The sequence below is a fragment of the Streptomyces sp. NRRL S-87 genome (assembly GCF_000719335.1).
GTDB lineage: Bacteria > Actinomycetota > Actinomycetes > Streptomycetales > Streptomycetaceae > Streptomyces.
This window is the reverse complement of sequence record NZ_JOGB01000006.1, coordinates 94291-116077: the sequence shown is the minus strand read 5'-3', so window position 1 is coordinate 116077 and position 21787 is coordinate 94291. Positions and strand designations below refer to the sequence as shown.

Below are 21787 nucleotides of genomic sequence, written 5' to 3'. Positions count from 1 at the left end.
GTCAGTTCCCTCCGTTGCCCGGAAGGATCTCCTGGACCTTGGCCTTCACGCCTTGCCGGATGACGGAGCCGCGGTCGCTGTCGCCCTTCAGCACGGACAGGGCAGCGGCCTTGATCTGCTCCCAGGTGGCGTGCGGCGGGATCGGCGGTACCGCCGGATCGGTGCGGAAGTCGATGACGAACGGGCGGTCCGCGGCCAGCGCCTGGCGCCACGCCGGCTCCACGTCCTCGGGGCGCTCCACCCGTACGCCGTGCAGGCCGAACAGCCGGGCGACGTCCGCGTAGCGCACGTCGGGCAGCTGCTGGGACGCCTCGAACTGCGGGGCGCCCTGCATCGCCCGCATCTCCCAGGTGACCTGGTTCAGGTCGTGGTTGTTCAACACCGCCACGACCATCCGGGGGTCCGCCCACTCCCGGTAGTACTTCGCGGCGGTGATCAGCTCGGCGAGGCCGTTCATCTGCATCGCGCCGTCGCCGACGAGCGCGACCGCCGGCCGGTCCGGGTGCGCGAACTTCGCGCCGATCACGTACGGCACCCCCGGCCCCATCGTGGCGAGCGTGCCCGACAGCGAACCGCGCATCCCGCCGCGGAACCGCAGGTGCCGGGCGTACCAGTTCGCCACCGAGCCGGAGTCCGCGGCCACGATCGCGTTCTCGGGCAGCAGGCCGTCCAGGGCGTGCACGACGTACTCGGGGTTGACCGGGTCCGCCGGTACCTCCGCGCGGCGCTGCATCACCTCCCACCAGCGCGCCGCGTTCTCCTCGACCGTCTTGCGCCACGCGCCGGCCTCCTTCGCCTCCAGCAGCGGGATCAGCCGGCGCAGCGTCCCGCCGGCGTCACCGACCAGGTTGACCTCGAAGGGGTAGCGCAGTCCCACCAAGGAGGGGTCGAGGTCGATCTGCACCGCCCGCGCCTGGTCGAACTCGGGCAGGAACTGGGTGTACGGGAAGCTGGATCCCACCACGAGCAGCGTGTCGCAGTCACGCATCAGCTCGTACGACGGGCGGGTGCCGAGCAGCCCGATCGACCCCGTCACGTACGGGAGGGTGTCGGGCAGCGCGTCCTTGCCCAGCAGCGCCTTCGCCACCCCGGCCCCCAGGAGCCCGGCGACCTGCTCGACCTCCCGGCGCGCGCGCCGGGCGCCCTGACCGACCAGCATCGCCACCTTCTCGCCGGCGTTGAGGACCTCCGCCGCCCGCGCCAGGTCCTCGTCGGCCGGAACCGGGGCGTAGCGGGGGACGCCGAGGCTGGAGGGCACCTGTTTGAACGCGTGCGCGGGCGGCTCGTGGTCGAGCTCCTGCACGTCGGCCGGGATGATCACCGCGGTGACGGTGCGCCGCGTGGCGGCGATGCGCATCGCGCGGTCCAGGACGTTCGGCAGCTGAGCGGGAACGGTGACCATCTCGCAGAACTCCGAGGCCACGTCCTTGTACAGGCTGACCAGGTCGACCTCCTGCTGGTAGGAGCCGCCCATCGCGCTCCGGTCGGTCTGCCCGACGATCGCCACGACGGGCACGTGGTCGAGCCTGGCGTCGTACAGGCCGTTGAGCAGGTGGATCGCCCCCGGACCGGAGGTGGCGGCGCACACGGCGGTGCGGCCGGAGAACTTCGCGTATCCGACGGCCTCGAACGCGGCCATCTCCTCGTGCCGCGCCTGGATGAAGCGCGGCTCGTCCCCGGCGCGGCCCCACGCGGCCAGCAGCCCGTTGATGCCGTCCCCCGGGTAGGCGAACACGTACTCCACCTCCCAGTCACGCAGGCGCTGCAGCACGTAGTCGGAAACCTTCATCACCGAACTCCTCCACCACGCGGATCCCGCCCCTCGGGCATCGAAGGGCCCAAGGGCTCGGCTAACCGCTCGAGCCGCGCTCAAACGGCCCCAGGTCGCCGGCTCGGAGCAGGCCGCCGGCCGCGCCCTCCCGGGTCGCGACCGGGGCCGGTGAGCAGGTTCAGACGAAGTACAGGAGCTGGACCCTGATGGAGAGGTCCTCGGGCCAGCGCGACTCCACCCGGACGTGCACGCGCCCTCCGTCCAGGGGCACCACGTTGTGCAGGGTGATGACCGCGTCTCCCATGATGGGCTTGTCGGTGCCGGGGCTGAACTCCGTGACGCTGGCGAGCACCATGGCGAAGGCTCCCCCGAAGCCGGGCACCGTCAGGACCCTGTCGAAGACCCCGTGGCCCACGAGGTCGAAGGTCATGGCGGCCAGCTCCGGATTCAGTAGTGCCTCGCCCCCGCCGGCGCCCGTGGACGGGATCGCCTGCTCGGGCCGGGCCACCGTCGCGCTGCTGCCGGCCGTGTTCCCGGAGACGGGTTCATGAAGATCGCTGTGGGGCATGTCCGTTTCCCTTCGGTGAGGAGGTGGTCCCGGCAAGGACGTGGCGGTGTCCGCACGCCATGCCTGTGCGGGATCTTCGGAAGACCGGGCCGGGTGCGGCGGGGGCTCGATGAGGGAGGACGTTCCGGCCTCGCCGTGCGAGCCGGCCGCGTACGTTCCGGTCTCGTTTCTCATGGTGGGCCGGATCCGTGACGCTGCGGCCCCCTGGATTCGGGGATGTACAAGCCGCGGAGCAGCAGGCAACAGGCAGCGGACCGGCCGACCCGAAGGGTGCGGGGAAGGGTCGCCCGGGGAGCGGCGCGTCCACTGCTCCCGGGCCGGCGGCGTCCGCCGATGGCGTCACCTCTTGATCGACTTTAGGGTCGTCTTCCCGGACGACGTCCGCTCCTCCGTGAGCGAGGAGCGGACCGCTGCATGGAGGAACCATTGAACCTGCCCGCATCGGGCCGACGCGTCCTCGTCAGCGGCGCCTCGCGGGGCCTCGGCCGCGCGCTCGCCCAGGCGTTCGCGGCCAACGGCGACAAGGTCGCCGTCCACTACGGTTCCCGGGCCGAGGACGCCCGCGCCACCCTCGCCTCCCTTGCCGGTGGCGGCCACACCCTCGTCGGCGGCGACCTCGCCGACCCCGTGGCGGCGGCCGCCGTGGCGGACGCGGCGGCCGATGCCCTCGGCGGCATCGACGTCCTGGTCAACAACGCGGCGGTCAACGTACGCCACCCCCTGCCCGAGACCCCGTACGACGAGTGGGTGGCGGTGTGGCAACGGCACGTGTCCGTGAACCTGCTCGCCACCGCGAACCTCAGCCACCTCGCGGCACGACGGATGATCGACCAGGGCACCGGCGGCCGCATCGTCAACATCGGCTCCCGGGGAGCCTTCCGGGGCGAGCCCGACCACCCCGCCTACGGGGCGACGAAGGCCGCGGTCCACGCGCTCGGCCAGTCCCTGGCGGTGTCCCTGGCCCCGTACGGCATCGCCGTCGCCTCGGTCGCGCCCGGCTTCTTCGGGACGGAACGCGTCGCCCCGCGTCTGGAGGGCCCGGAAGGCGCCGCCATCCGTGCGCAGAGCCCGTTCGGCCGGGTTGCCGACCCGTCGGAGATCGCCGCGGCCGTCCTCTGGCTCGCCTCCCCGGCGGCCGAATGGTCCTCGGGTGCGATCCTGGACCTGAACGGAGCTTCGCACCTGCGTAGTTGAGCCGTTGAGCAGCGCCGGTCGGCGGGCGCGGTCCCGCAACCCTGGCGGGACGCCGGCGCGGGGACCCGGGGGACGTGCGACGTGTGCGGCGCCTAGGATGCGGAGGTGGGCGGGGCCGTAGCGCAGAGGTCGACGCGCGTGGTCTCCAAAATCATGAGGACGCCGGTTCGAATCCGGCCGGCCCCGCCCCGCCCCGCCTCCTCCGCCCCTTGACCGCGGGCCCCGTTGCCCGCGGCACGGCGCCGTCGCGCCTCGCGGCAGTCCACTTGTCCACGCCGCCGCTCGTGCTCGGGGATGGGTTCCGTGGTGCAGGGCCGCCGGCAGGTCACCGGCAAGGCCGAGATGAACGTGATCAACTACAGCTACGGGGACTCCGGTCTGCCCACCTGGGGCTACCAGATGGAGGTCTCCGCCTACCGCGGCTGGGGCGACGCCATGAAGGCCTCCCTCGGCGGCAAGGCCACGAAGAACGGCGCCTGCAAGGTCACCGAGTGGAAGTTCCCCACCAAGAAGCTCGCCCCTCTGAACTCGTGGAAGCTCGGGGAGTCGTTCTTCGACACCACCGCCACCCGGACCGGGGCGATCGGCCGCTGCGCCACCACCTGGACGCTCACCTTCACCAACGCCCCCTACACGCCGGCCACCACGAAGGTCACGCTGAACGAGTTCCGCTGCGACAACGCCACCGCCGGCCGCCCCCGCGTCGGCTGCGTCGTCCCCTGGTACGCCTCCCCGATGATCTACAGCAAGGCCGGCGCGCCCCAACTGGCCTCCCACATCACCCGCGCCCAGCGCTCCGGGCTGCCCGGCGCGACGTTCGACAGGCCGTTGACCCGTACGACGACGGAGTCGGTCCGCAGGCTGAACCGGGACCGGGCCTGCCCGCCGCGGGAGACCCGCCCGCGGGGCAAGACGTGCGACGAGTACCCGCTGGCCACCTCGCAGCAGGGCATGTCCGCCGGGGGCCAGCGCCGCACCTTCCCCGGCTGCTCCGTCCGCGGGGTGCCCTCGCGGAGCGGGCCGAAGGGCGCGAGCGCGTGCTACATCGCCGAGGGCGACCAGAACTACCAGGGCGGGGTGACCACCAACTTCTACCGGGCCGAGCGCGTCCTGCAAGGTGACCCCTTCCGCGTCCTCATCGGCCGCTAGAAAGGTCCCACAGCCGGGCCCAGGGCAACGGCCGGGGCCAGGACGAGGACGAAGGACCAGGAGGAGAACGAAGGCGCGGGCGTGTGCGGCGGATCCGTCCTCGCGCCCGCGCCCGCGCGGCCGTCGAGCGCTAGGCTCGCCCCCATGGACATGTCGTTAGCCGTATCCGTCAACGACGGGCTGTTCTCCATCTCGGACGGGGAGACCGTCGATGTGAACTCCACTCGCTGGTCGAACGGGCTGCTCGCACCGATGGACTCCGGAGCCTGGATCCTGACCGGCATCCACACCGGGCCCGTGAGCGTGCGCACGCAAGTCCTCGACCAGGCGCCCCCGGTCGAGACCGGCTCGTGGGAGGAGATCGTCGAGGCCAGCGTCCACTCGCCCGACGGCGCCATGTTCGTCGACCCCGGCTACGTCACCGACGAACTGCCGTACCTCACCGCCCGGGGCCCCGGTTGGTACCGCCTGCGCGTCCACGCCACCGGCCGCACCCACAACCCCGACGGCACCGACCACGATCCCGTCGAGCAGTACCTCATCACCGCCTGGCCGCAGGAATGGACCGAACAGGCGGTCCACCTCACCAGCACCGCCATCGAGGACGCGCTCGCCGCCCACGCGGGGGAACCCCGCGGGAAGCCGGCAGCCCCCGCACCCGCAGCCGGCGTCTCCGCCGAACGCGCCCGCCTCCTGCGCCACCTCGGCCGCGAATGACTTCGAACGGCCCACCTGACCCCGTCTGACCGCCGGCACCGCGACGCCCACGCCGTTCCCCCCGGCCGATGCCGTGCGGCTGCCGTCCCGCCCGCCGCACGCGTGGCAGCGGTCGCAGCCGCGCAGCCTGCGGAGCGCGGGACCGGTGTCCCGGGAGGCGCCGTAGCCCGGTCGGAGGCGGCCTTGCGGGGCGTGCCGGGGGGTGCGCGGCGTGTCCGGTGGCACGGCGCATCGGCCGCGTGCTCCCTTGGGAACGTCGGCCTGTCGCGCAGGCCGGTGCGAACGGAGGTCCGTATGACGGAATCCTACGCGGGCACCTACTACCCGCAGTTGCGCGAGGTCCTCGACCCCCGGTACTCCGGGCTCTCCGACCGGGAGTTGGAGGAGGCCTTCGCTGACGCGTTCGGGGAGGGCACGCCCGCCGAGTACGAGGAATTCTTCGGCGGCCTCGGCAGGACCCTGGAGAAGGCGGCCAGGCAGGTCGGCAGAGTCGCCTCGGCGGCCGGTCCGGGCATCCTCCGCGGGGCCGCGGCAGGCAGTGCCCTCGGTCCCTTCGGGGCGCTCGGCGGCGCGTTGCTCGGTGGTACGGGGTCGGCGCTCCAGCAGTACGGGGGCCGTGAGGGCCGCGGCGTGGGCGCCGGAACCGGTAGTGCCCTGGGCGCCGCGGGCATGCTCGCCGGCCGTGGCGGAACGCCCCCCGGCCTCCCGGGCCCGGCGACGGCAGGCGCGGGCTCCGCCACCTCCGCGCTGTTGGCCCTGCTCGGCCGGCCCGAGTGGACCCGGGCGCTGGCCGCGCTCGCCTCCGGCAGCACGGCCCCCGTGGCCGTGGGGCAGCAGGGCGTCCCGGTGCGGGCCGGAACCTTCGCGGGCCTGCTCGGCGCACTGGCCCGGCAAGCCGGTGCGGAGTGGACGGAGTCCGTCGGCCGGGCCGAGGGGGCCGAGGGCGAGGAGCGGGCTGGTGGTCTCCTGCGCCTGCTCGCCGAGTCCGAGGGGCACGGCCCCGGGGGTCCGGCACCGGGCGGCGGGTGCGGCTGCGGGGGGAACGCGCGGAGCACGCGCTTCGCCGGCGCCGGCGACACCGGCGCGCACGGCCGTGACGACCACTCCGGCTCCGACGGGGCGCCCCTCGCGGACCCCGGCCACGACGAGTTCCCCTTCGACGGTTCCGAGTTCGACGAGTCCGAGTCCGAGTCGGGATACGAGTACGACGAGTCGGACTACTACCACCTGTCCCGCGACGACCAGTTCGGCGAGGACGCCGCGTACGAGGACGCCGCGTACGACGACGCCGCGTACGACGACGCCCTGACGGACGCCGAGGACTTCGAGGCCCGGTTCTACGATCTGGTCAACACCCGGTGACCGTGTCGCCGCAGATGCTCGAGATGTTGCAGCGCCACTTCTCGGGGGACGCGGCCGCCGATGGCCGGATCGCCGCGGACAGCCCCGCGGCCCAACTGGCCCAGCTGCTCGGCGAGCGCGAGGCGCGGTTGCAGCAGGAACTGGCGGAGGCCGAGGAGGCCGAGCGCCGGGCGGCCGAGGACGCCCGGCGGCTCGCAGGCCGTGAGGAGCGGGCCGCGGCGGTCCGCCGGCACGTTGCCGAGCTCACCGCCCAACGGGACGCCGCGTACGAGCTGCTGGACGACCTGGCGGCCGCGCTCGGCGCCTGCCCCGCCTGCTTCGGCGCGGAGCACACCTGCCGCTGGTGCCGCGGGCGGGGCGCGCCCGGCTTCACCACCCCGGAGCCGGCCCTCTTCGCCCGCCTGGTACGCCCCGCGGTCGCCGTACACGCCCGCCTCCACCGGCGTGTTCCCCCCACCCGTCCCACCGAACCACCACCCCCGCGCGAAAGGACCCACCCATGAGCGGGTACGACGAGCTCGACACCCTGCTGGACGGCCTCGACTTCGACGAGTTCGACGAGGGCTCCCCGGGCCGCCGCAGCATGCGAACGCCCTCCCGGCGCAGCAGCTTCACACCGAGACATACGCCGGCGCCCGCGAGCCAGAGCCAGGTGCAGAGCAGCGTCCGCAACCTGGACAGCAAGATCGAGACCCTGGGCAACGCGGTCAAGTCCCTGGAGGCACGCACCGATTCGCTCACCGCCAGCCAGAACCGGCTGGCCGCGACCGTCCGCAAGGAGGCCGAGGAGCGCAAGAAGGGCTCGGACGTGATCCGGGCGGACCTCCAGCAGACCAAGATGCTCACCCTGCTCCTGCCGATGCTCACCCAGGAGTCGGTGGACGCCTCCGTCGGCAGCAAGCAGGTCAAGGTGGTCACGCAGTCGCAGAACCAGTTCTCCACCCTCCTGCCGCTGCTGCTCCTCATGCCCGGCATGAGCGGGGGCGACGCCGGCAAGGGCGGACTCGGCGGCGACATGATGACGAACCTGCTCCTCCTGTCGATGCTGACCAAGAAGTGAGGCGCAGATGGACACGTTGACCTTCGGACCCGCCACGGGTCAGACCGGCGGCCAGGTGGGCGTCCCCGACCTGATGGGACGCAAGCGCGGCGAGGCCGAGCAGCGGCTCAGGACACTCGGACTGGTCCCCCAGTTCCACGAGATCATCACCGAGGGCGCCAAGGACACCGTCTTCCGCCTCGACCCCTCTGCCGGTGCGATCGTCGAGGCGGGCTCGACGGTGACCGTTCACGTGATCTCCACGGCGCCCAGCCCCGTCGACCTCGACCGCCGGCTGGTGGAGCTGACCGAAGCGGTCAGGTCACTGGAGACCGAGGCCGAGGCGAAGAAGCGCTACGAGGACCTGCTCAAGAAGCTGGGTGAGCTCAAGGGGGTCGTACCGTCCCGCCCCCCGGCCTCGCCGGGCAAGCCCTAGAGACCGGGAAAGTCCTGGCGATCGGGAAAGTCCTAGCGATCGGAGCGGCCGAGGATGGATCCGGCGCTGTACGAGTTGGCCCGCCACGGCCCCGACGACGAGGTCGGCGTCATCGTGCGGTTGCGGGATCCGCAGCGGCCACCCGCGTCGGTGCGGGTCGTCAACACCTTCGGTGACATCGCCACGGTCCGGGTGCGCCGCAGGGACATCCCGGACCTGTGGGCCGACCCCGGGACCCTCAGTGTCAAGGCGCCGCACCTGTACGCCCCGGACGTCGAGGCACCGGAGCACGACGCCCCGCACCGCGCGGCCCCGACGGGGGCCGGGGCGGTCGAGCACCGGCACCGGGGGCCGCAGCCGGCCGAGACCGGTCGCGGGGTCGTCATCGGCATCGCCGACTGGGGCATCGACTTCGCCCACCCCGACTTCCGCCGTCCGGACGGGACGTCACGGCTACTGGCGCTCTGGGACCAGCGCCCGGTGGACCACCGGGACCCCGGGCACCCGGCCTGGAACCCCGGGCACCGGGCCTGGGATCCCGGGTATCCGGCCCATCCCGGAGATCCCGGAGATCCCGGAGGTCCCGGGGATCACGGCCGGATCCGGGGCCTGCCCGGCCCGAGCGGCACCGGACGGCTGTTCACCTCCGCCCACCTCGACGCGGCCCTGCGCCGGCCCGACCCGTACCGCGCCCTGGGGTACCACCCCGCCGACTTCGACCACGGATCCGGCGCGCACGGCACCCACACCCTGAGCATCGCGGCCGGCGGAGGCCTGGCCGGGGGGCCGCCGGGTGTCGCGCCGGAGGCCGCGATCGTCGCCGTCAGCCTGCCCGGCCGGGCCGGAACGGGGGGCGTGCCACTGGGCAGTTCCGGCGACATCCTCGACGCCTGCGCGATGATCTTCGAGACGGCGGGGGACCGCCCGTGCGTCATCAACCTGAGCCTGGGCCGGCACGCCGGCGAGCACACCGGCCGCCAACTGCTGGACCAGGCCCTCGACCACCTGGTCGGCACGGCGAAGGGCCGTGCGATCGTGCTGAGTTGCGGCAACTACTTCCAGCGCCGCACGCACGCCTCCTGGCGGCTGCGCCCGGGGGAGGAGCGGACCTTCCGCGTCGAGGTGGACCCCGCCGACCGGACCGCCAACCAGGTCGACATCTGGTACCCCGGCCGGGACCGGCTGACCGTCACCGTGGCCACCGCGGACGGCGCCCACCGGCAGTCGGTACCGCTGGGCGGCCGCGGCGCGGTACGGATCGGGGGCCGGGAGACCGGGCGCATCCACCACCGGGCCTGCGACCCCAACAACGGCGACCACCAGATCGCCCTCTTCCTGGACCCCGCCCCCCACGTGACCGGCTGGGACGTCACCCTGCGCGCCGACGACGTGGTCGACGGCCGGGTGCACGCCTGGATCGAGCGCGACGGCGGCTGCCGCAGTTGCCAGGCGCACTTCGGTGACGCCGACGTCGACACCGACACCACGCTCGGCACCCTGGCCAACGGCTTCCGCACGCTCACGGTCGGTGCGTACGACGCCCACGACGAAGGCCGGCCGCCGGCACCGTTCTCCTCCTGCGGTCCGACGCGCGACGGACGCCAGAAGCCCGACCTCGCGGCGCCGGGCGTGCGGGTCACCGGCGCGAGGTCACGGCCGCGCGACGGCGCGGGCGGCCCGGCGTACGTGCGGATGTCGGGTACGTCCATGGCCGCCCCCGCGGTGACCGGCACCGTGGCGCTCATGTTCCAGGCGGCCGGCCGCCCGCTGGCCATCGAGGAGACCCGCCGGGCGCTGCTGGCCGGTTGCGAACCGCCCGGACCGGGCGTCGACCCGCGCCGGGTGGGCAGCGGCTACCTGCGGACCGACCGTGCGGTCGCCGCGGTCCGCGCGCCCGGGGCCGGGCCCGCGGCGCCGGGAGTACCCCTCCTGCCCGCCCAGGCCGCCGGCCCGTGCCCCGCACCCGACCTCGCGCGCATGGCGCAGCCGCAGCCCGTGCCGGAGCCGGAGCCCGATCCGACGGCGCGACGTCTGCCGGAGCCGATGTCGGAAGCGGCCGGCCCGGCCGCGGTGCCCGGCTGTGGGGAGCCCGTGGCCGCCGGCGCGCGGCCGGCCGTGCTCCGGACCGGGTCGCGGCACCCCGCGGTGGGCGACGCGCAACGCCTCCTCAACGCCTTCGGGGCACGCGAACTCCGCTCCGGGCGGCTGGGGTTGCCGTACGTCCCGCTGGTGGTGGACTGCGCGTTCGGCGACCGCACGTACGCCGCCGTCCTCGACTTCCAGAGGCGGGTCTTTCCCGACCGGCCGAGGGAGCACGACGGGCGGATCGGCCCCAGGACCTGGGCCGCGCTCGAAGCGGCCCTCAAAGTGCCGATCACCCTCCCGGCCGACCCCTGCGCCCCGTCCAGGATGAAGGTCGCAGTGATCGGCGGCGGTTTCGCCGGGCTCGCGGCGGCCTGGTGGCTGACCGCGGCCGGCGTCCAGGTCACCCTGTTCGAGGCGGCCAAAGAGCTCGGCGGCAGGGTGCGCACCGACCGGTCCCTGATCCCCGGCAAGGTCCTCGAGGCCGGCGCAGAGCTGATCGGCGAGAACCACGTGGCATGGCGGGCCCTGGCCAAGGCCTTCGGCCTCACCCTGGAGAAGATCACCAGCAAGGAAGACTACGGCCGCATGAAGCCGCCGCTCGAGGTGCGCCTGCGGTTCGGCAGCCACGACCTCACGGAACCCGAGCAGAAGAAGCTCGCGGCGGACCTCCGGCCGGTGCTGCGCAGGATCGGCGCGGAGGCCCGCGCGGTCGACGCCCGGCGCCCCTGGACCAGCCGGGACGCGGCGAAACTGGACGCCATGTCGCTGTCGGACCGGCTCGACGACACGGACATGTTCGGCCGGGCCTCCTCTCCGGCCCGGCACTTCTTCGAGTTCGTGACGGAGAACGACCAGTGCGTGCCGGTGGCGGACCAGAGCTACCTCGGCTTCCTGGCCGCGGTGAAGGCCCACTCCTATTTCGGGGACATGCTCGCCTACTGGAGCCTCACCGAGACCCGTCGCTGCCAGGGCGGCAACGACAGGCTCGCGGCCGCGCTCGCGGGGAGCCTGACGGGCATCCGGCTCGACACCGAGGTCACCGCCGTGGAGGCGCGGACCGGCGGGATCCGTGTCACCTCCCTGTCGGGCGGGAGGGCCGCGACCGCCGACTTCGATTACGCGATCATGGCCGCCCCGCCGGCCGTCTGGCCGACGGTCACCGGCCACACGCCCTTCGTACCGGCCGACTACACCATGCAGCACGGGCCCTGCGTGAAGTTCCTCAGCACGTTCGACGACGACATCTGGACCAAGGACGGGCTGGCCCCGACGGCGCTCTGGGACCAGCTCGGCAGCGTGTGGGAGGGCACCGACAACCAGCACACGCCGCCTGCGGGCCGGTGCCTGACGGTGTACTCCGGCGGCGGCTACGTGCTGGACCCCACGAAGTACCAGGCGCGGTTGCCCCTGCTCTACCCGCGCTACCCGGCCGAGTTGAAGAAGACCCTGATGGCCGACTGGCCCAAGGAGCCCTTCATCCGCACCGGTTACTCGGTCCCCGGCAAGAACCAGGTCACCACGGTGGCGAAGAACCTGAGCGGCTCCTACGCGGGACGGTTGTTCTTCGCCGGTGAGCAGGCCTCACCGGGCTTCTTCGGCTACATGGAGGGGGCGTTGCAGTCCGGGCTGCTCGCCGCCTTCCGGGTGGGAGCGGCCTGGCGGGCTTCCTGCGGCCGGCCCCCGGTGACCCCCGAGGACGTTGCGCAACTGGCCGTGTTCATCGGCACGGAAGCGGCGGAGAGTGAGGCGAACATGATCGGGCCCGGTGGGCTGAGCGGCCTGCTGGCGCAGGCGGAGGCGGAGGCGGAGTACGGCGAAGCGGTCGGGCCCTGCCCCGACGTGCCCGTACCTCCCGCCGCCCGCCCGCGGCTGCTGAAGCGTGGTTCCGAGCACACGGCGGTGCGCGCGGCGCAGCGCCGCCTCAACGCGATCCACGCCGACGAGGTGGCGGCCGGCCGGCCGGGGATCCCCGGCGCGCCCCTGGTCGACGACTGCCAGTTCGCGAAGCACACGCACGACGTGGTGCTGGCGTTCCAGCGGATGGCCTTCCCCGGCAAGCCCGGGGAGCAGGACGGCGAGATCGGGCCGCACACCTGGGCGGCCCTCGATGCCGGACTCGCCCCCGTCACCGCCCCGCCGAGCCCGCCCATGTCCGCGGCCCGTCCGGTGACCCGGCCGTGCTGCATGCTCGAGTCGGGCTCGCTCGCGGGTGTGAGCACCTTCGGCGACCACGCCGACCGCACCCCGAGGACGGTGTACACGGGCAAGGCCGGTTTCGTGGACCTCGGCCACCTCTGGGACACCTGCGACGGCACGGCCTTCGCCTACCAGGAGATCCACCGTGCCGGCGGCCGCAAGGGCACCAAGGTCGGCACGGCGGAGGGCGGGGAGGCGGTCCTGACCTCCGACGCTCCGCGCACGGAGTGGATGGAGCTGGCGCGGTCCATCGCCTACGACGACGCCCTGGCGCACGAGATCGTCACCTACCCCCTCGGAGCCGGCGCGTGCGGCCGGCCGTGGATGGTCGGGCGGCACAACTCCTCCTTCTCGCCGGAGGACCTGTGCTCCAACTACCTCGGCACGCTGGTCGCCGAGCGCACCCTGAAGGCGGGCGGCCCCTTCGTCGCCGAGGCCGAACGCCAGGTCGCCGCCCTGCTCCTGTCCCTCGACGGCCAGTCGGACACCGAGACGCGGGCCGCCTTCGCGAAGATCTCGGGGCGGTGGGTCGACTCGACGCTGTCCTTCACGGACGCGTGCTTCCTCAAGCGGCGCAACTTCAGCTCCGTACCGTGGAAGGCGGGACACAAGAGCGATGCGCCCACGCCCGCGTTCGTGGTCAGACCCTTCAAGCTCACCGCCACGTACGACTACACCCACCCGGGCGGGGTGTCCCGGGCCGACTTCGGGACGGCGATCGCCAAGATCAAGACGGCGGCGCGCACACAGTACGGACCCGACTTCGCCACCCCCTGACGGCCTACGATCGTGGCCATGACCTCCGCACTGATCCTCGTCGACCTGATGCCGCGCATCATCGCCCTCCCTCTGGCACCGCACTCCGGTGACGAAGTGCTCGTGCGCTGCCGCGCGTTGGCCGCGTCCTTCCGGGCCGACGGCCGACCGGTCGTGCTGGTCCGGGTGGAGCGCCCGAACGTCGCCGAACAGCCGCCGGGCAGCGACTTCGCCGACGACCTGGTGCAGGACGGCGACATCGTGGTGGTCAAGCGCACCGTCGGGGCGTTCTACGGCACCGACCTGGACGAGCAGTTGCGCAAGCGCGGTGTGGACACCGTGGTGGTCGCCGGGCTGGTCACCACGATGGGTGTCGAATCCACCGCACGGGCCGCGGCCGACCACGGTTACGAGCTGGAGTTCGTGGCCGACGCGATGTCCGGACTGGCCGCGGACGAGCACGAGTTCACCGTGGAGCGGAGCTTCCCCCGCTTCGGCGAGGTGCGGAACACCGCCGACTACTGCTGACGACTGCGGCGGGCGGCGCGTGCCTGCCGCGTCGGCCGCCGCTCCCGTTCGCCCTCAGTCCGCCCGGCGGCTCAGGCTCGTCATGGGTGAGCGGAGCGTCCAGCCCAGAGCCTCGTACAGGGCCCTTCCGTCGGGCGTGCCCACCAGTACCCCGTCCCGCGCGCCCGCCTCCCACGCGGCGTGCTGCAGCGTCCGCATGACCAGGGAGCCCAGGCCCCTGCGCCGCTGGTCCGGCGCGGTCTCGATCTGATCCGCCACGGCGGTGCGGCCGGCCAGGCCCGCCTGGCCCCTCGCGGCCAGCCGACCGTCCTCGGCGCGGACGAGGACCTTGAGCACCCCGCCCCTGCTCCAACTCGTCACGGTGTACCCGGCCGGCGGGGGCCCGACGGGTGCCGGGGCCAGCGGCAGGGTCATCAGGAATCCGGCGATGCCCGTCTCCCACTCGTCCCCCGCCCAGGGCCGCACCAGGTCGGCCGGGGCGAAGAGCTTGAGCCAGGTGCCCGGCGGCGCGCCGGCGGCGAGCGCGCGGACATCGGCCTCCTCGGGCAGGGGCAGGACGTGCCGGGCGACCTCCTTCGACAGTCCTACGGCGACGGTCCACCCCCACGGTTCCTCGACCGGATCGGCGGCGCCGCGTGAGACGGTCCACCCGTCGATCCACCGCTTCACCGAACTGACGAGCCGGTCCTCAGTCACGCTTCCCCCTATGTAACAAGCTGCTGCACGTTGGGGTCATTACATCATCCGCCGGCGGGGCGGCTGGCGGGCCCGGCGGTACGCCGGCGCGCCACCTGGGGAGGACGCCTCCTTCGTACGCCGTTCATACGGCTGTGACCTGCGCATTTCATACGGAGACGGGACCGGTCGGGTCTCGCCAAACCGGTGTCCGATTTCCGCCCTCGACCCCTTCTTCGGCGAATGGTCTATACCTCTGAAGCTACTGTGGGACCTCAGCAGGGGCGCGCAAGCAATTCAGCCGTGGGGGGCTCCATGACCGTGCACCATCTTCCGCAACCACCGTCCGACGACGAGCTCTACCGGTACTTCGGCCCGCAGCGGCGCTGGGTCCTCGTCGGCAGCTCGCTCGCCTTCGTCTTCACGGCGGCGACCATGCTCGCCTTCGCCCTGCGCACACCCGCGCTGTGGGCGTTCCTGGCGGTCCTGGGGCTCAACCTCGTCGCCCTGGTCCTCTCCTCCGTCAACAACCTCCGCCAGCGCCGCCTGACCCGCCGGTCCCACGAGGTCCTCGTCCACGCCTGGCAGCCCGTACGGGCGCCGAGCGTCGACCTCTACCTGCCGACCTGCGGCGAACCGCTCCCGGTCCTCGCCAACGCCTACCGTGCCGTCGCGGCCGTCGCCTGGCCGGGCGAGCTGACCGTGTGGGTCCTGGACGACGCCGACCGGCCCGACGTCGCGGCGCTGGCGGACTCGTACGGCTACGAGTACGTCGTACGCCCCGACCGCGGCCACCTCAAGAAGGCCGGCAACCTCAACCACGCGCTCACGCTCAGCAGTGCCGACCTCATCGCCATCCTCGACGCCGACTTCGCGCCCCGGCCCGACTTCCTGCACCATCTCGTTCCGTACCTCGCCGACCCCGGCGTAGGCATCGTGCAGAGCCCGCAGTGGTTCGACACCGACGAGGCCATGGGCTGGATCGAGCGCGCCGCCGGCGCCGCCCAGGAGTGGTTCTTCCGTTGGATCCAGCCGTCCCGCGACGCGAGCGACGCCGCCATCTGCTGCGGCAGCAACGCCGTCTACCGGCGGACCGCCATCGACGCCGCCGGAGGCTTCGCCCGGCTCGACCACAGCGAGGACCTGTACACCGGACTCGCCCTGCACGCCCGGGGGTTCCGCACCCTGTACGTGCCGGTGCTCGTCGCCAAGGGCACCTCGCCCGACGAGCTCACCGCCTTCGTCAACCAGCAGTACCGGTGGGCCATGGGCAACCTGCACCTGATCGGCACCCCGGTGCTGCGGCAGATGCGCGCCCCCTGGCGGATGCGGCTCTGCTTCTACGAGGGCGTCGTCGGCTACCTCACCACCGCCGTGAACACCTTCGCGGCCCCGCTGCCGCCGCTGGTGATGATGTTCTGGTACCCGGACCACATCCGCCCCTGGCACGTGCTGCCGCTGCTCGCACCCCTGTGGCTGTGGCACGTGCTGCTGCCCCGGATCAGCCGCACCCGCTGGCGGGTGGAGGTCATCCGCGCCAACGTCCTGACCAGCGTGGCGGCCGCGACCGCCTTCCTGCACACGCTGCGCGGGCGCAGCGCCGCCTGGGTGCCCACCGGGGTGCGCGGCAGGGGCGCCCGCGGCGGCATGGCCCGCCGGGTGGCGGGTGTCTCCCTGCTCTGGCTCGTCGCGTCGAACGGCGCTGCCGCGGTCGGTCTCGCGCTGGCCGTCGCCCGCAACGGCTGGGAGCCGAACTGGGGCCTGCTGCTCTACCTGTCGGTGCAGTGCCAGATCAACGGGCCGCTGGTCCGCGACCTGGCGGTCGAACTGCACCGCGGGGCGTCCCGCACGTCCCGGACGTCCCCGGTGTCCGGGGCCACCTCGCTAGCTCCGGACCCCGAGGCGGCCGGGGTGATCGGCGCGTCCGGGCCGGTCGGCCGACTGCGGCGCGCGCCGGCCGGCCGTACGCCGACGGCACCGCGTCCGCGTACGGGCGTGCTGCCGCGCCGCTGGCCCGAGACCGTCGCCGCCTCCGCCGTCCTCCTGCTCACCGGGCTGCTGGCGTCCGGCTGGGTGGACCCGATGCTCCCGTGGCTGGGCTGAGACCGGCCGGGTCGCCTCCAGGCGATCGAGAAGAATCGATCCCGCATCACCGAAAGGCCTCATGACCATGGCTTTCCCCGTGGCACCCGGCCCGCGCGGCCCCGTGGCCGCGACGCCGCCCGTCGACGTGACGCCGGCCCCACCAGGTTCCGGAACGGAGTCCGGACCGAGCCCGCACCGCTCCGCGTTCCGGCCCGACATCGAGGGCCTGCGCGCGGTCGCGCTGCTCTCCGTGCTCGCCTTCCACGCCGGACTCCCCGGCGCGGCAGGCGGGTTCGTCGGCGTGGACGTCTTCTTCGTCATCTCCGGGTACCTGATCACCGGCCTGCTGGTCCGCGAGGCGATCGCCACCGGTCGGATCCGGCTCGGCGACTTCTTCTCCCGCCGCGCCCGCCGGCTGCTGCCGTCCGCCGCCGTCGTCCTCGCCGCGGTCGCCGCGGCCGGCGCCTGGCTCACCGTGCCGCTCCAGCGCGCCGACCTCGAACAGGACGTCCTGGCGAGCGCCCTGTCCGCGGCCAACTGGCGGTTCGTGGCCCAGCGGACCGACTACCTCGAGGCCGGATGCGCCCAGAGTCCGCTGCTGCACTTCTGGTCCCTCGCCGTCGAGGAGCAGTTCTACCTGGTCTGGGGACCGCTCACGGCCCTGCTGGTGCTGCTCTTCGGCACGGCGCGGGCCGTCCGCCGCGGGCGCACCGTCCGGCTGCTGGTCGCCCCGGCCGCGGCCCTGCTGGCCGTCGTGTCGTGCACGATCGCCGTCCACTGGACCGACCACTCGGCCTCGCTCGCCTACCTCGGCACCCCGTCACGGGCCTGGCAGTTCGGCGTCGGTGCCCTGCTGGCGCTGCTGCCCTGGCACCTCGTGCCCGGCCCGCGCCCCCTGCGGCTCCTGTGCGGCTGGGCCGGCGCCGCGGCGATCGTGTGGTGCGTGGCGGCCTACGACTCCTCGACCCCGTACCCGGGTCGGGCGGCGCTGGTGCCGACGGCGGGCGCCGCGGCCGTGATCCTCGCGGCGATACCCGGCCGCGGCGAACGCTTCGCGCACGGCGGGCGGTTCGGCATCGGACGGATCCTGGCCCACCGGGCTCCGCGGGCCCTCGGCCGCCTCTCGTACACCCTGTACCTGTGGCACTGGCCGGTGCTGGTGCTGGCCGGGTCGCGGTTCGGGGAAGCGCTCGGCGCCCCGCCCGGCGGCCCGCTGGGCTGGCCGGTGAAGACGGTGCTGACGCTGGCCGCGGTGCTGCCCGCGTACGCCACGACGCGCTGGGTCGAGCGACCGCTGCGGCGCAGCCGCACCGTGTCCGCGCACCCGCGGCGCGGACTGTCGGTCGGCGTCTCGGCCGTCGTGTTCCCGATCGTGCTGGCGCTGGTCGTGGGCAGTACGGCGGTGCGGCAGCTGGGTCCGGGCGCCGCGGTCGACCCCGCGGGGCTGCCGCCCGGCGCCGCCTCCGGCCCGTCGCTGCTGGCCCGCACCCCGGGGGTGCCCCTCGCCGACGGCCCGGTGCTGCCGGGACCCGCACAGGCCCGCGGGGACTTCCCCCCGGACGGCGCCTGCGAGGTCGCGCCGGCCGTGACCCGCAGCCCGCAGTGCCTGTTCGGGAACGTGACCAGCCCCGACCGGATCGTGCTGCTCGGCGATTCGCACGCCGGCCAGTGGTTCTCGCCGCTGCTGGCCCTGGCCGCCCGCCGCGGCTGGGCGCTCCAGGAGTTCGTCAAGCAGGGCTGCCCGCTGCCGCAGCTCGCGGTCCGCAACCCGCAACTGGGCCGCGGCTACCGGGAGTGCGACACCTGGCGGGCGGACACCCTGGAGCGGCTGCGCACCGGGCCCCGGCCCCGGCTGATCGTCATCGGCTCGCTCAACCGGTACACCGCCGACCCGCAGCGCCTGCTGGCCGGCTGGGAGACGACGCTCGCCCCGCTGCGGGCGCTCGGCGCGCCGATCGTCTACGTCGAGGACACCCCGGTGCCGGGCACGGACATCCCGGCGTGCGTCTCGGGCAGCCCGGACTCCCCGGGCGACTGCGCGTTCAGCCGGGCGGACTCCCGGCAGCCCGATCCGCTGGCCCGCCGGATCGCGTCGGGCGCCCTCCCCGGCGTACGCAGCATCAGCGTCAACCCGGTGCTGTGCCCGGGAAGCGGCCCGACCTGCCCGGCCGTCGTGGACCGCATCCTGCTCTACCGGGACGACTCCCACCTGACGAACGCGGCGGCGGTCGTCCTGACACCCCGGTGGGAACGGCTCCTGACGGAGTCCGGCGTGCTGCCGGCCGCGGGCCCGGCCGGCACGCCGGACACGCCGCCGGGGCCAGGTACGGCCGGCGGCACCGGCCCGGGTACCGGCGCCGGGGGGCGGCCCGGCCCGGACGGCTGGATCCGCCTGCTGCAGGACGACTTCGACGGCCCGGCGGGCAGCCCGCCCTCGGCCGCGAACTGGGTCCACGACGTCGGGACCTGCTACCCGGGCTGCCCGGCACCGCAGTGGGGCACCGGCGAGGTCGAGACGATGACCGACTCGACCGACAACGTCCGCCTGGACGGCAGGGGAGTCCTGGAGATCGTCCCCACCCGCAGGGACGGCCGCTGGAGTTCGGGGCGCATCGAGACCCGGCGCTCGGACTTCGCGGCACCGCCCGGCGGCGTCCTGCGCGTGGCGGCGTCGCTCGCGCTACCGGACGTCACCGGCGCGAAGGCGGCGGGATACTGGCCCGCGTTCTGGACCCTCGGCGCCCCGCTGCGCAACGGCTACACCGGCTGGCCGGCCATCGGCGAGCTGGACGTCATGGAGGCCGTCAACGGCCGCGCCACCGTCTTCGGGACCATGCACTGCGGGGTCGCCGCCGGCGGCCCCTGCCGGGAGCCGGCGGGCCTGGGCTCGGGCCCGCAGCCCTGCTCCGCCTGCCGCACGGCCTTCCACACGTACGCCGTCGAGGTCGACCGGTCGCCCGGCGCCGAGGAGGTGCGCTGGTACCTGGACGGCAGGGTCCACCACCGGGTCACGGCCCGGCAGCTGCCCGCCGAGACCTGGCGGCGGGCGATCGACCACGGCCTGTTCCTGATCCTCGACGTGGCCGTCGGGGGCGGCCTGCCGCACGCCGACGGCGCCACGCCCGGACCCGCCACCGAACCGGGCCACCCGCTGCGCGTCGACCACGTCACGGTCGCCGTACGGAAGGCGGCCGCCCCTCAGTGACCGCTGACGGGCGGTCATCCGGTCCGGGCCTGTCGCAGTGGCTGTGGCGGCTCGGGCTCGCGGCCCACGGGGTGGCCGGGTGGAGGGGCGGGACAGGGGTGGAGGAGTCAGGTCAGCAGGCGCAGGGACGTCGCCGCGATGCCCAGTCGTACGCTCTGGCCCCAGGTCAGGTGCAGCGCATCGGCCTCCATCCCGTCGCCGAAGACCACGATCCGGTCCGACTCCACGGTCAGTCGCAGCCCCTGGTCCCGCTCCAACTGGCCGGTCACCCTGGAGGTCCCGGTGGCGGGCGACGGCCAGGCCTCGCGCACGAACCACAGGAGCCGGCGGTCGCACGGTGCGGGAAGTGGTGCGGTGCTGCCGCGCTCCAGCCACAGGGAGCGCAGCCAACCGGTGGCTCCGGTGCCGGTGCCGACGAGCACCCCGGAGGACGCCTGGGCCTCGCCCGGGCCCTGCTCGCCGTCGGGTCCCAGGCGGTAGCGGACCGTCTGATGGCCGGGCGGGCCCAGGTAGATCTCGTTGAGCGCGAGCAGGCGCTGGGTGTCGTCGGCGACGGCCTCGACCATGGTCAGGTCCTCCGTCCGCCCCCCGGCGGTCGCGGCGCGCAGCAGGGCGGCCGTGTCGGCGCAGCGGTGACGGACCAGGATCCCGGGGTTGCGCCCCGGGTCGGTGTCGATGCCGACCACCGGCTGTCCGGTGAGGTACTTCGCGGTGTTGGCGACCAGGCCGTCCTGCCCGACCACGACCACCACGTCCTCCGGCGCGAAGAGGAAGCGGTCCAGGTCCGCCCGCTCCACCTGGGAGCTGCGCCAGGTGAGGGGTACCGCCGCCGCCACCTCCCGCAGCGCCTGCCGGGTCCGGCCGTGGCGGTCGACCACCTCCTCGATCGAGCGGCCACGGCTGGAGAGGAAGAACGCGGCCTGCCCGTGCGTGCCGTGCCGGTCGATCAGTTCCTCGTACTCGGTCCTGCGGTGCACGAGCACCGCGCGCGGGGCCAGGCTCACGCGTCGGCTCCGGATCCGGGGCGCCCGAGCCTGCTGAGGAGGCCGGTGAGGACGTCCGGGGACAGCGTGATGCTCTCGACCCGCGGCAGGTTCTCCGCCAGCCGGGTCGCCGCCAGGGCGTACAACGTGCCCGGGCCGGCTTCGCCGTGCACCTGCAGCCAGGCGGCCTGGGCCTCGGCGCGGGCCGATCCCGTCGCGCGTGCCGCCTCGGCGTCCGCGCGGGCCAGGCGGACCTTGCGCGCCGCCTCGGCCTCGGTCCGTACGCTGTCGGCCGCTGCCTTCTCCTCGGCCTCGCGACGCGCGTTGACACCGCGCTGCTCGACCAACTGCTCCTCGCGCCGGGCCAGTTCGATCTGACTGGCCAGCTCGTTCTCGGCGATCGCCCGCTCGCGCTCGACGGCGACGGCCCGCCGTTCGTACGTGGCCCGGTCCGCCTCCTGCTGGATCTGCTCGCGGGCCGGGGTGCGCAGGGCGCGCTCCACCTCGGCCTCGGGCCGGATCGCGACGACGCGTACGGCCACCACGTCGAGGCCGGTGGCCGGGAGCCTGGGTTCGGCGGCGAGACCGGTGGCGACGCTCTTCCGTACGGAGGCGACGCCGTCCACCAGGGCGACGGCCAACGGGGTCCGGGCCAGCACGTCCAGCGCGTGCTGCTGCGCGGTCTCGGTGAGGAGGGTGGAGATCTGCTCCAAGGGGGCGCCGCGCCAGCTGCCGGTGTCCGGGTCGACGGAGAAGTCGAGCCGGTCCGCCGCCTCGGCCGGATCGCTGATCCGGTAGGTGACGGTGGCCTGCACGGTGACGTCCTGGAAGTCGGACGTACGGGCGTGGAAGGCCATGGCCAGCTCCCGGTCGTCGACGGGCACTTCGGACAGCGCCGCCGACAGCGACCGGTACCAGAAGCTGAGCCCTCGGCCGTCGTGGACGAGCCGACCGCGCTTGTGGTGGCGGATGTGGGCGGTGGGCGCGGAGCGCAGATGGCGCCAGCCGAAGCGCCGGGTGATGTCGGCCATGGAGGAC

The 21787-nt window shown here is 73.9% G+C and carries 16 protein-coding genes and 1 tRNA gene; 12 read left to right on the top strand and 5 right to left on the bottom strand.

Annotation, left to right across the window (positions count from 1 at the left end; all coding sequences use genetic code 11):
* Position 1: 1 nt before the first annotated feature.
* Both IF43_RS0105990 and IF43_RS0105985 read right to left on the bottom strand, forming a co-directional pair.
* Positions 2-1789: a thiamine pyrophosphate-requiring protein gene (locus IF43_RS0105990; RefSeq protein ID WP_030194916.1), complete on the bottom strand. Its 1788-nt coding sequence runs from the start codon at positions 1787-1789 to the stop codon at positions 2-4.
* 160 nt (positions 1790-1949) lie between these two features.
* Positions 1950-2339, bottom strand: coding sequence for a hypothetical protein (locus tag IF43_RS0105985; RefSeq protein ID WP_030194914.1), 390 nt, complete (start codon positions 2337-2339; stop codon positions 1950-1952).
* A gap of 414 nt (positions 2340-2753) precedes the next feature.
* On the opposite strand from IF43_RS0105985, the gene IF43_RS0105980 reads away from it, so the two are divergent.
* The 10 genes from IF43_RS0105980 to IF43_RS0105930 all read left to right on the top strand — a co-directional run bounded on the left by IF43_RS0105980 (position 2754) and on the right by IF43_RS0105930 (position 13801).
* Entirely contained in the window at positions 2754-3533 is a 780-nt protein-coding gene (locus tag IF43_RS0105980; protein WP_030194912.1) for an SDR family NAD(P)-dependent oxidoreductase, read from the top strand.
* Between the two features lie 111 nt (positions 3534-3644).
* A tRNA-Trp gene (locus IF43_RS0105975) sits at positions 3645-3719 on the top strand.
* Between the two features lie 117 nt (positions 3720-3836).
* The gene (locus IF43_RS0105970; protein WP_158939183.1) at positions 3837-4682 is read left to right on the top strand and encodes a hypothetical protein; all 846 of its coding nucleotides are present in this window, start codon (positions 3837-3839) and stop codon (positions 4680-4682) included.
* A gap of 144 nt (positions 4683-4826) precedes the next feature.
* On the top strand, positions 4827-5399 hold the full coding sequence (locus IF43_RS0105960) for a hypothetical protein (protein ID WP_158939181.1): 573 nt from the start codon (positions 4827-4829) through the stop codon (positions 5397-5399).
* Between the two features lie 294 nt (positions 5400-5693).
* Complete coding sequence (locus IF43_RS0105955; protein ID WP_030194903.1) at positions 5694-6761, top strand: hypothetical protein; 1068 nt, start codon at positions 5694-5696, stop codon at positions 6759-6761.
* Positions 6762-6775: 14 nt separating this feature from the next.
* On the top strand, positions 6776-7264 hold the full coding sequence (locus IF43_RS0105950) for a hypothetical protein (RefSeq protein ID WP_158939179.1): 489 nt from the start codon (positions 6776-6778) through the stop codon (positions 7262-7264).
* Entirely contained in the window at positions 7261-7821 is a 561-nt protein-coding gene (locus IF43_RS0105945) for a hypothetical protein (protein ID WP_030194897.1), read from the top strand. Before IF43_RS0105950 ends, IF43_RS0105945 begins: the two co-directional genes overlap by 4 nt.
* A 7-nt stretch (positions 7822-7828) precedes the next feature.
* Positions 7829-8236, top strand: coding sequence for a PASTA domain-containing protein (locus IF43_RS0105940; RefSeq protein WP_030194894.1), 408 nt, complete (start codon positions 7829-7831; stop codon positions 8234-8236).
* A gap of 54 nt (positions 8237-8290) precedes the next feature.
* Entirely contained in the window at positions 8291-13294 is a 5004-nt protein-coding gene (locus tag IF43_RS36110; protein WP_037887460.1) for a DUF4056 domain-containing protein, read from the top strand.
* An 18-nt stretch (positions 13295-13312) separates the two neighbouring features.
* Positions 13313-13801 (top strand): isochorismatase family protein, encoded by a 489-nt coding sequence (locus tag IF43_RS0105930; RefSeq protein ID WP_030194888.1) that lies wholly within the window; start codon positions 13313-13315, stop codon positions 13799-13801.
* A 54-nt stretch (positions 13802-13855) separates the two neighbouring features.
* Here the strand turns inward: IF43_RS0105930 and IF43_RS0105925 are convergent, their stop codons facing one another.
* Positions 13856-14497, bottom strand: coding sequence for a GNAT family N-acetyltransferase (locus tag IF43_RS0105925; RefSeq protein ID WP_030194885.1), 642 nt, complete (start codon positions 14495-14497; stop codon positions 13856-13858).
* Positions 14498-14791: 294 nt separating this feature from the next.
* On the opposite strand from IF43_RS0105925, the gene IF43_RS0105920 reads away from it, so the two are divergent.
* Together IF43_RS0105920 and IF43_RS0105915 are read left to right on the top strand one after the other, a co-directional pair.
* Entirely contained in the window at positions 14792-16579 is a 1788-nt protein-coding gene (locus IF43_RS0105920; RefSeq protein WP_030194882.1) for a glycosyltransferase family 2 protein, read from the top strand.
* Between the two features lie 67 nt (positions 16580-16646).
* Entirely contained in the window at positions 16647-19766 is a 3120-nt protein-coding gene (locus IF43_RS0105915; protein WP_037887487.1) for an acyltransferase family protein, read from the top strand.
* A gap of 107 nt (positions 19767-19873) precedes the next feature.
* Here the strand turns inward: IF43_RS0105915 and IF43_RS0105910 are convergent, their stop codons facing one another.
* Together IF43_RS0105910 and IF43_RS0105905 are read right to left on the bottom strand one after the other, a co-directional pair.
* Positions 19874-20770: an inorganic polyphosphate kinase gene (locus IF43_RS0105910; protein ID WP_030194876.1), complete on the bottom strand. Its 897-nt coding sequence runs from the start codon at positions 20768-20770 to the stop codon at positions 19874-19876.
* The gene (locus tag IF43_RS0105905; RefSeq protein ID WP_030194873.1) at positions 20767-21780 is read right to left on the bottom strand and encodes an SPFH domain-containing protein; all 1014 of its coding nucleotides are present in this window, start codon (positions 21778-21780) and stop codon (positions 20767-20769) included. The genes IF43_RS0105910 and IF43_RS0105905 overlap by 4 nt, the downstream gene beginning before the upstream one ends.
* Positions 21781-21787: the final 7 nt, after the last annotated feature.

What these genes read in the sequence shown, in the direction of transcription:
- IF43_RS0105990 (WP_030194916.1), bottom strand. Translation starts at nt 1,789, where the DNA reads ATGAAGGTTTCCGACTACGTGCTGCAGCGCCTGCGTGACTGGGAGGTG.
- IF43_RS0105985 (WP_030194914.1), bottom strand. Translation starts at nt 2,339, where the DNA reads ATGCCCCACAGCGATCTTCATGAACCCGTCTCCGGGAACACGGCCGGC.
- IF43_RS0105980 (WP_030194912.1), top strand. Translation starts at nt 2,754, where the DNA reads ATGGAGGAACCATTGAACCTGCCCGCATCGGGCCGACGCGTCCTCGTC.
- IF43_RS0105960 (WP_158939181.1), top strand. Translation starts at nt 4,827, where the DNA reads ATGGACATGTCGTTAGCCGTATCCGTCAACGACGGGCTGTTCTCCATC.
- IF43_RS0105955 (WP_030194903.1), top strand. Translation starts at nt 5,694, where the DNA reads ATGACGGAATCCTACGCGGGCACCTACTACCCGCAGTTGCGCGAGGTC.
- IF43_RS0105950 (WP_158939179.1), top strand. Translation starts at nt 6,776, where the DNA reads ATGCTCGAGATGTTGCAGCGCCACTTCTCGGGGGACGCGGCCGCCGAT.
- IF43_RS0105945 (WP_030194897.1), top strand. Translation starts at nt 7,261, where the DNA reads ATGAGCGGGTACGACGAGCTCGACACCCTGCTGGACGGCCTCGACTTC.
- IF43_RS0105940 (WP_030194894.1), top strand. Translation starts at nt 7,829, where the DNA reads ATGGACACGTTGACCTTCGGACCCGCCACGGGTCAGACCGGCGGCCAG.
- IF43_RS36110 (WP_037887460.1), top strand. Translation starts at nt 8,291, where the DNA reads ATGGATCCGGCGCTGTACGAGTTGGCCCGCCACGGCCCCGACGACGAG.
- IF43_RS0105930 (WP_030194888.1), top strand. Translation starts at nt 13,313, where the DNA reads ATGACCTCCGCACTGATCCTCGTCGACCTGATGCCGCGCATCATCGCC.
- IF43_RS0105920 (WP_030194882.1), top strand. Translation starts at nt 14,792, where the DNA reads ATGACCGTGCACCATCTTCCGCAACCACCGTCCGACGACGAGCTCTAC.
- IF43_RS0105915 (WP_037887487.1), top strand. Translation starts at nt 16,647, where the DNA reads ATGGCTTTCCCCGTGGCACCCGGCCCGCGCGGCCCCGTGGCCGCGACG.
- IF43_RS0105905 (WP_030194873.1), bottom strand. Translation starts at nt 21,780, where the DNA reads ATGGCCGACATCACCCGGCGCTTCGGCTGGCGCCATCTGCGCTCCGCG.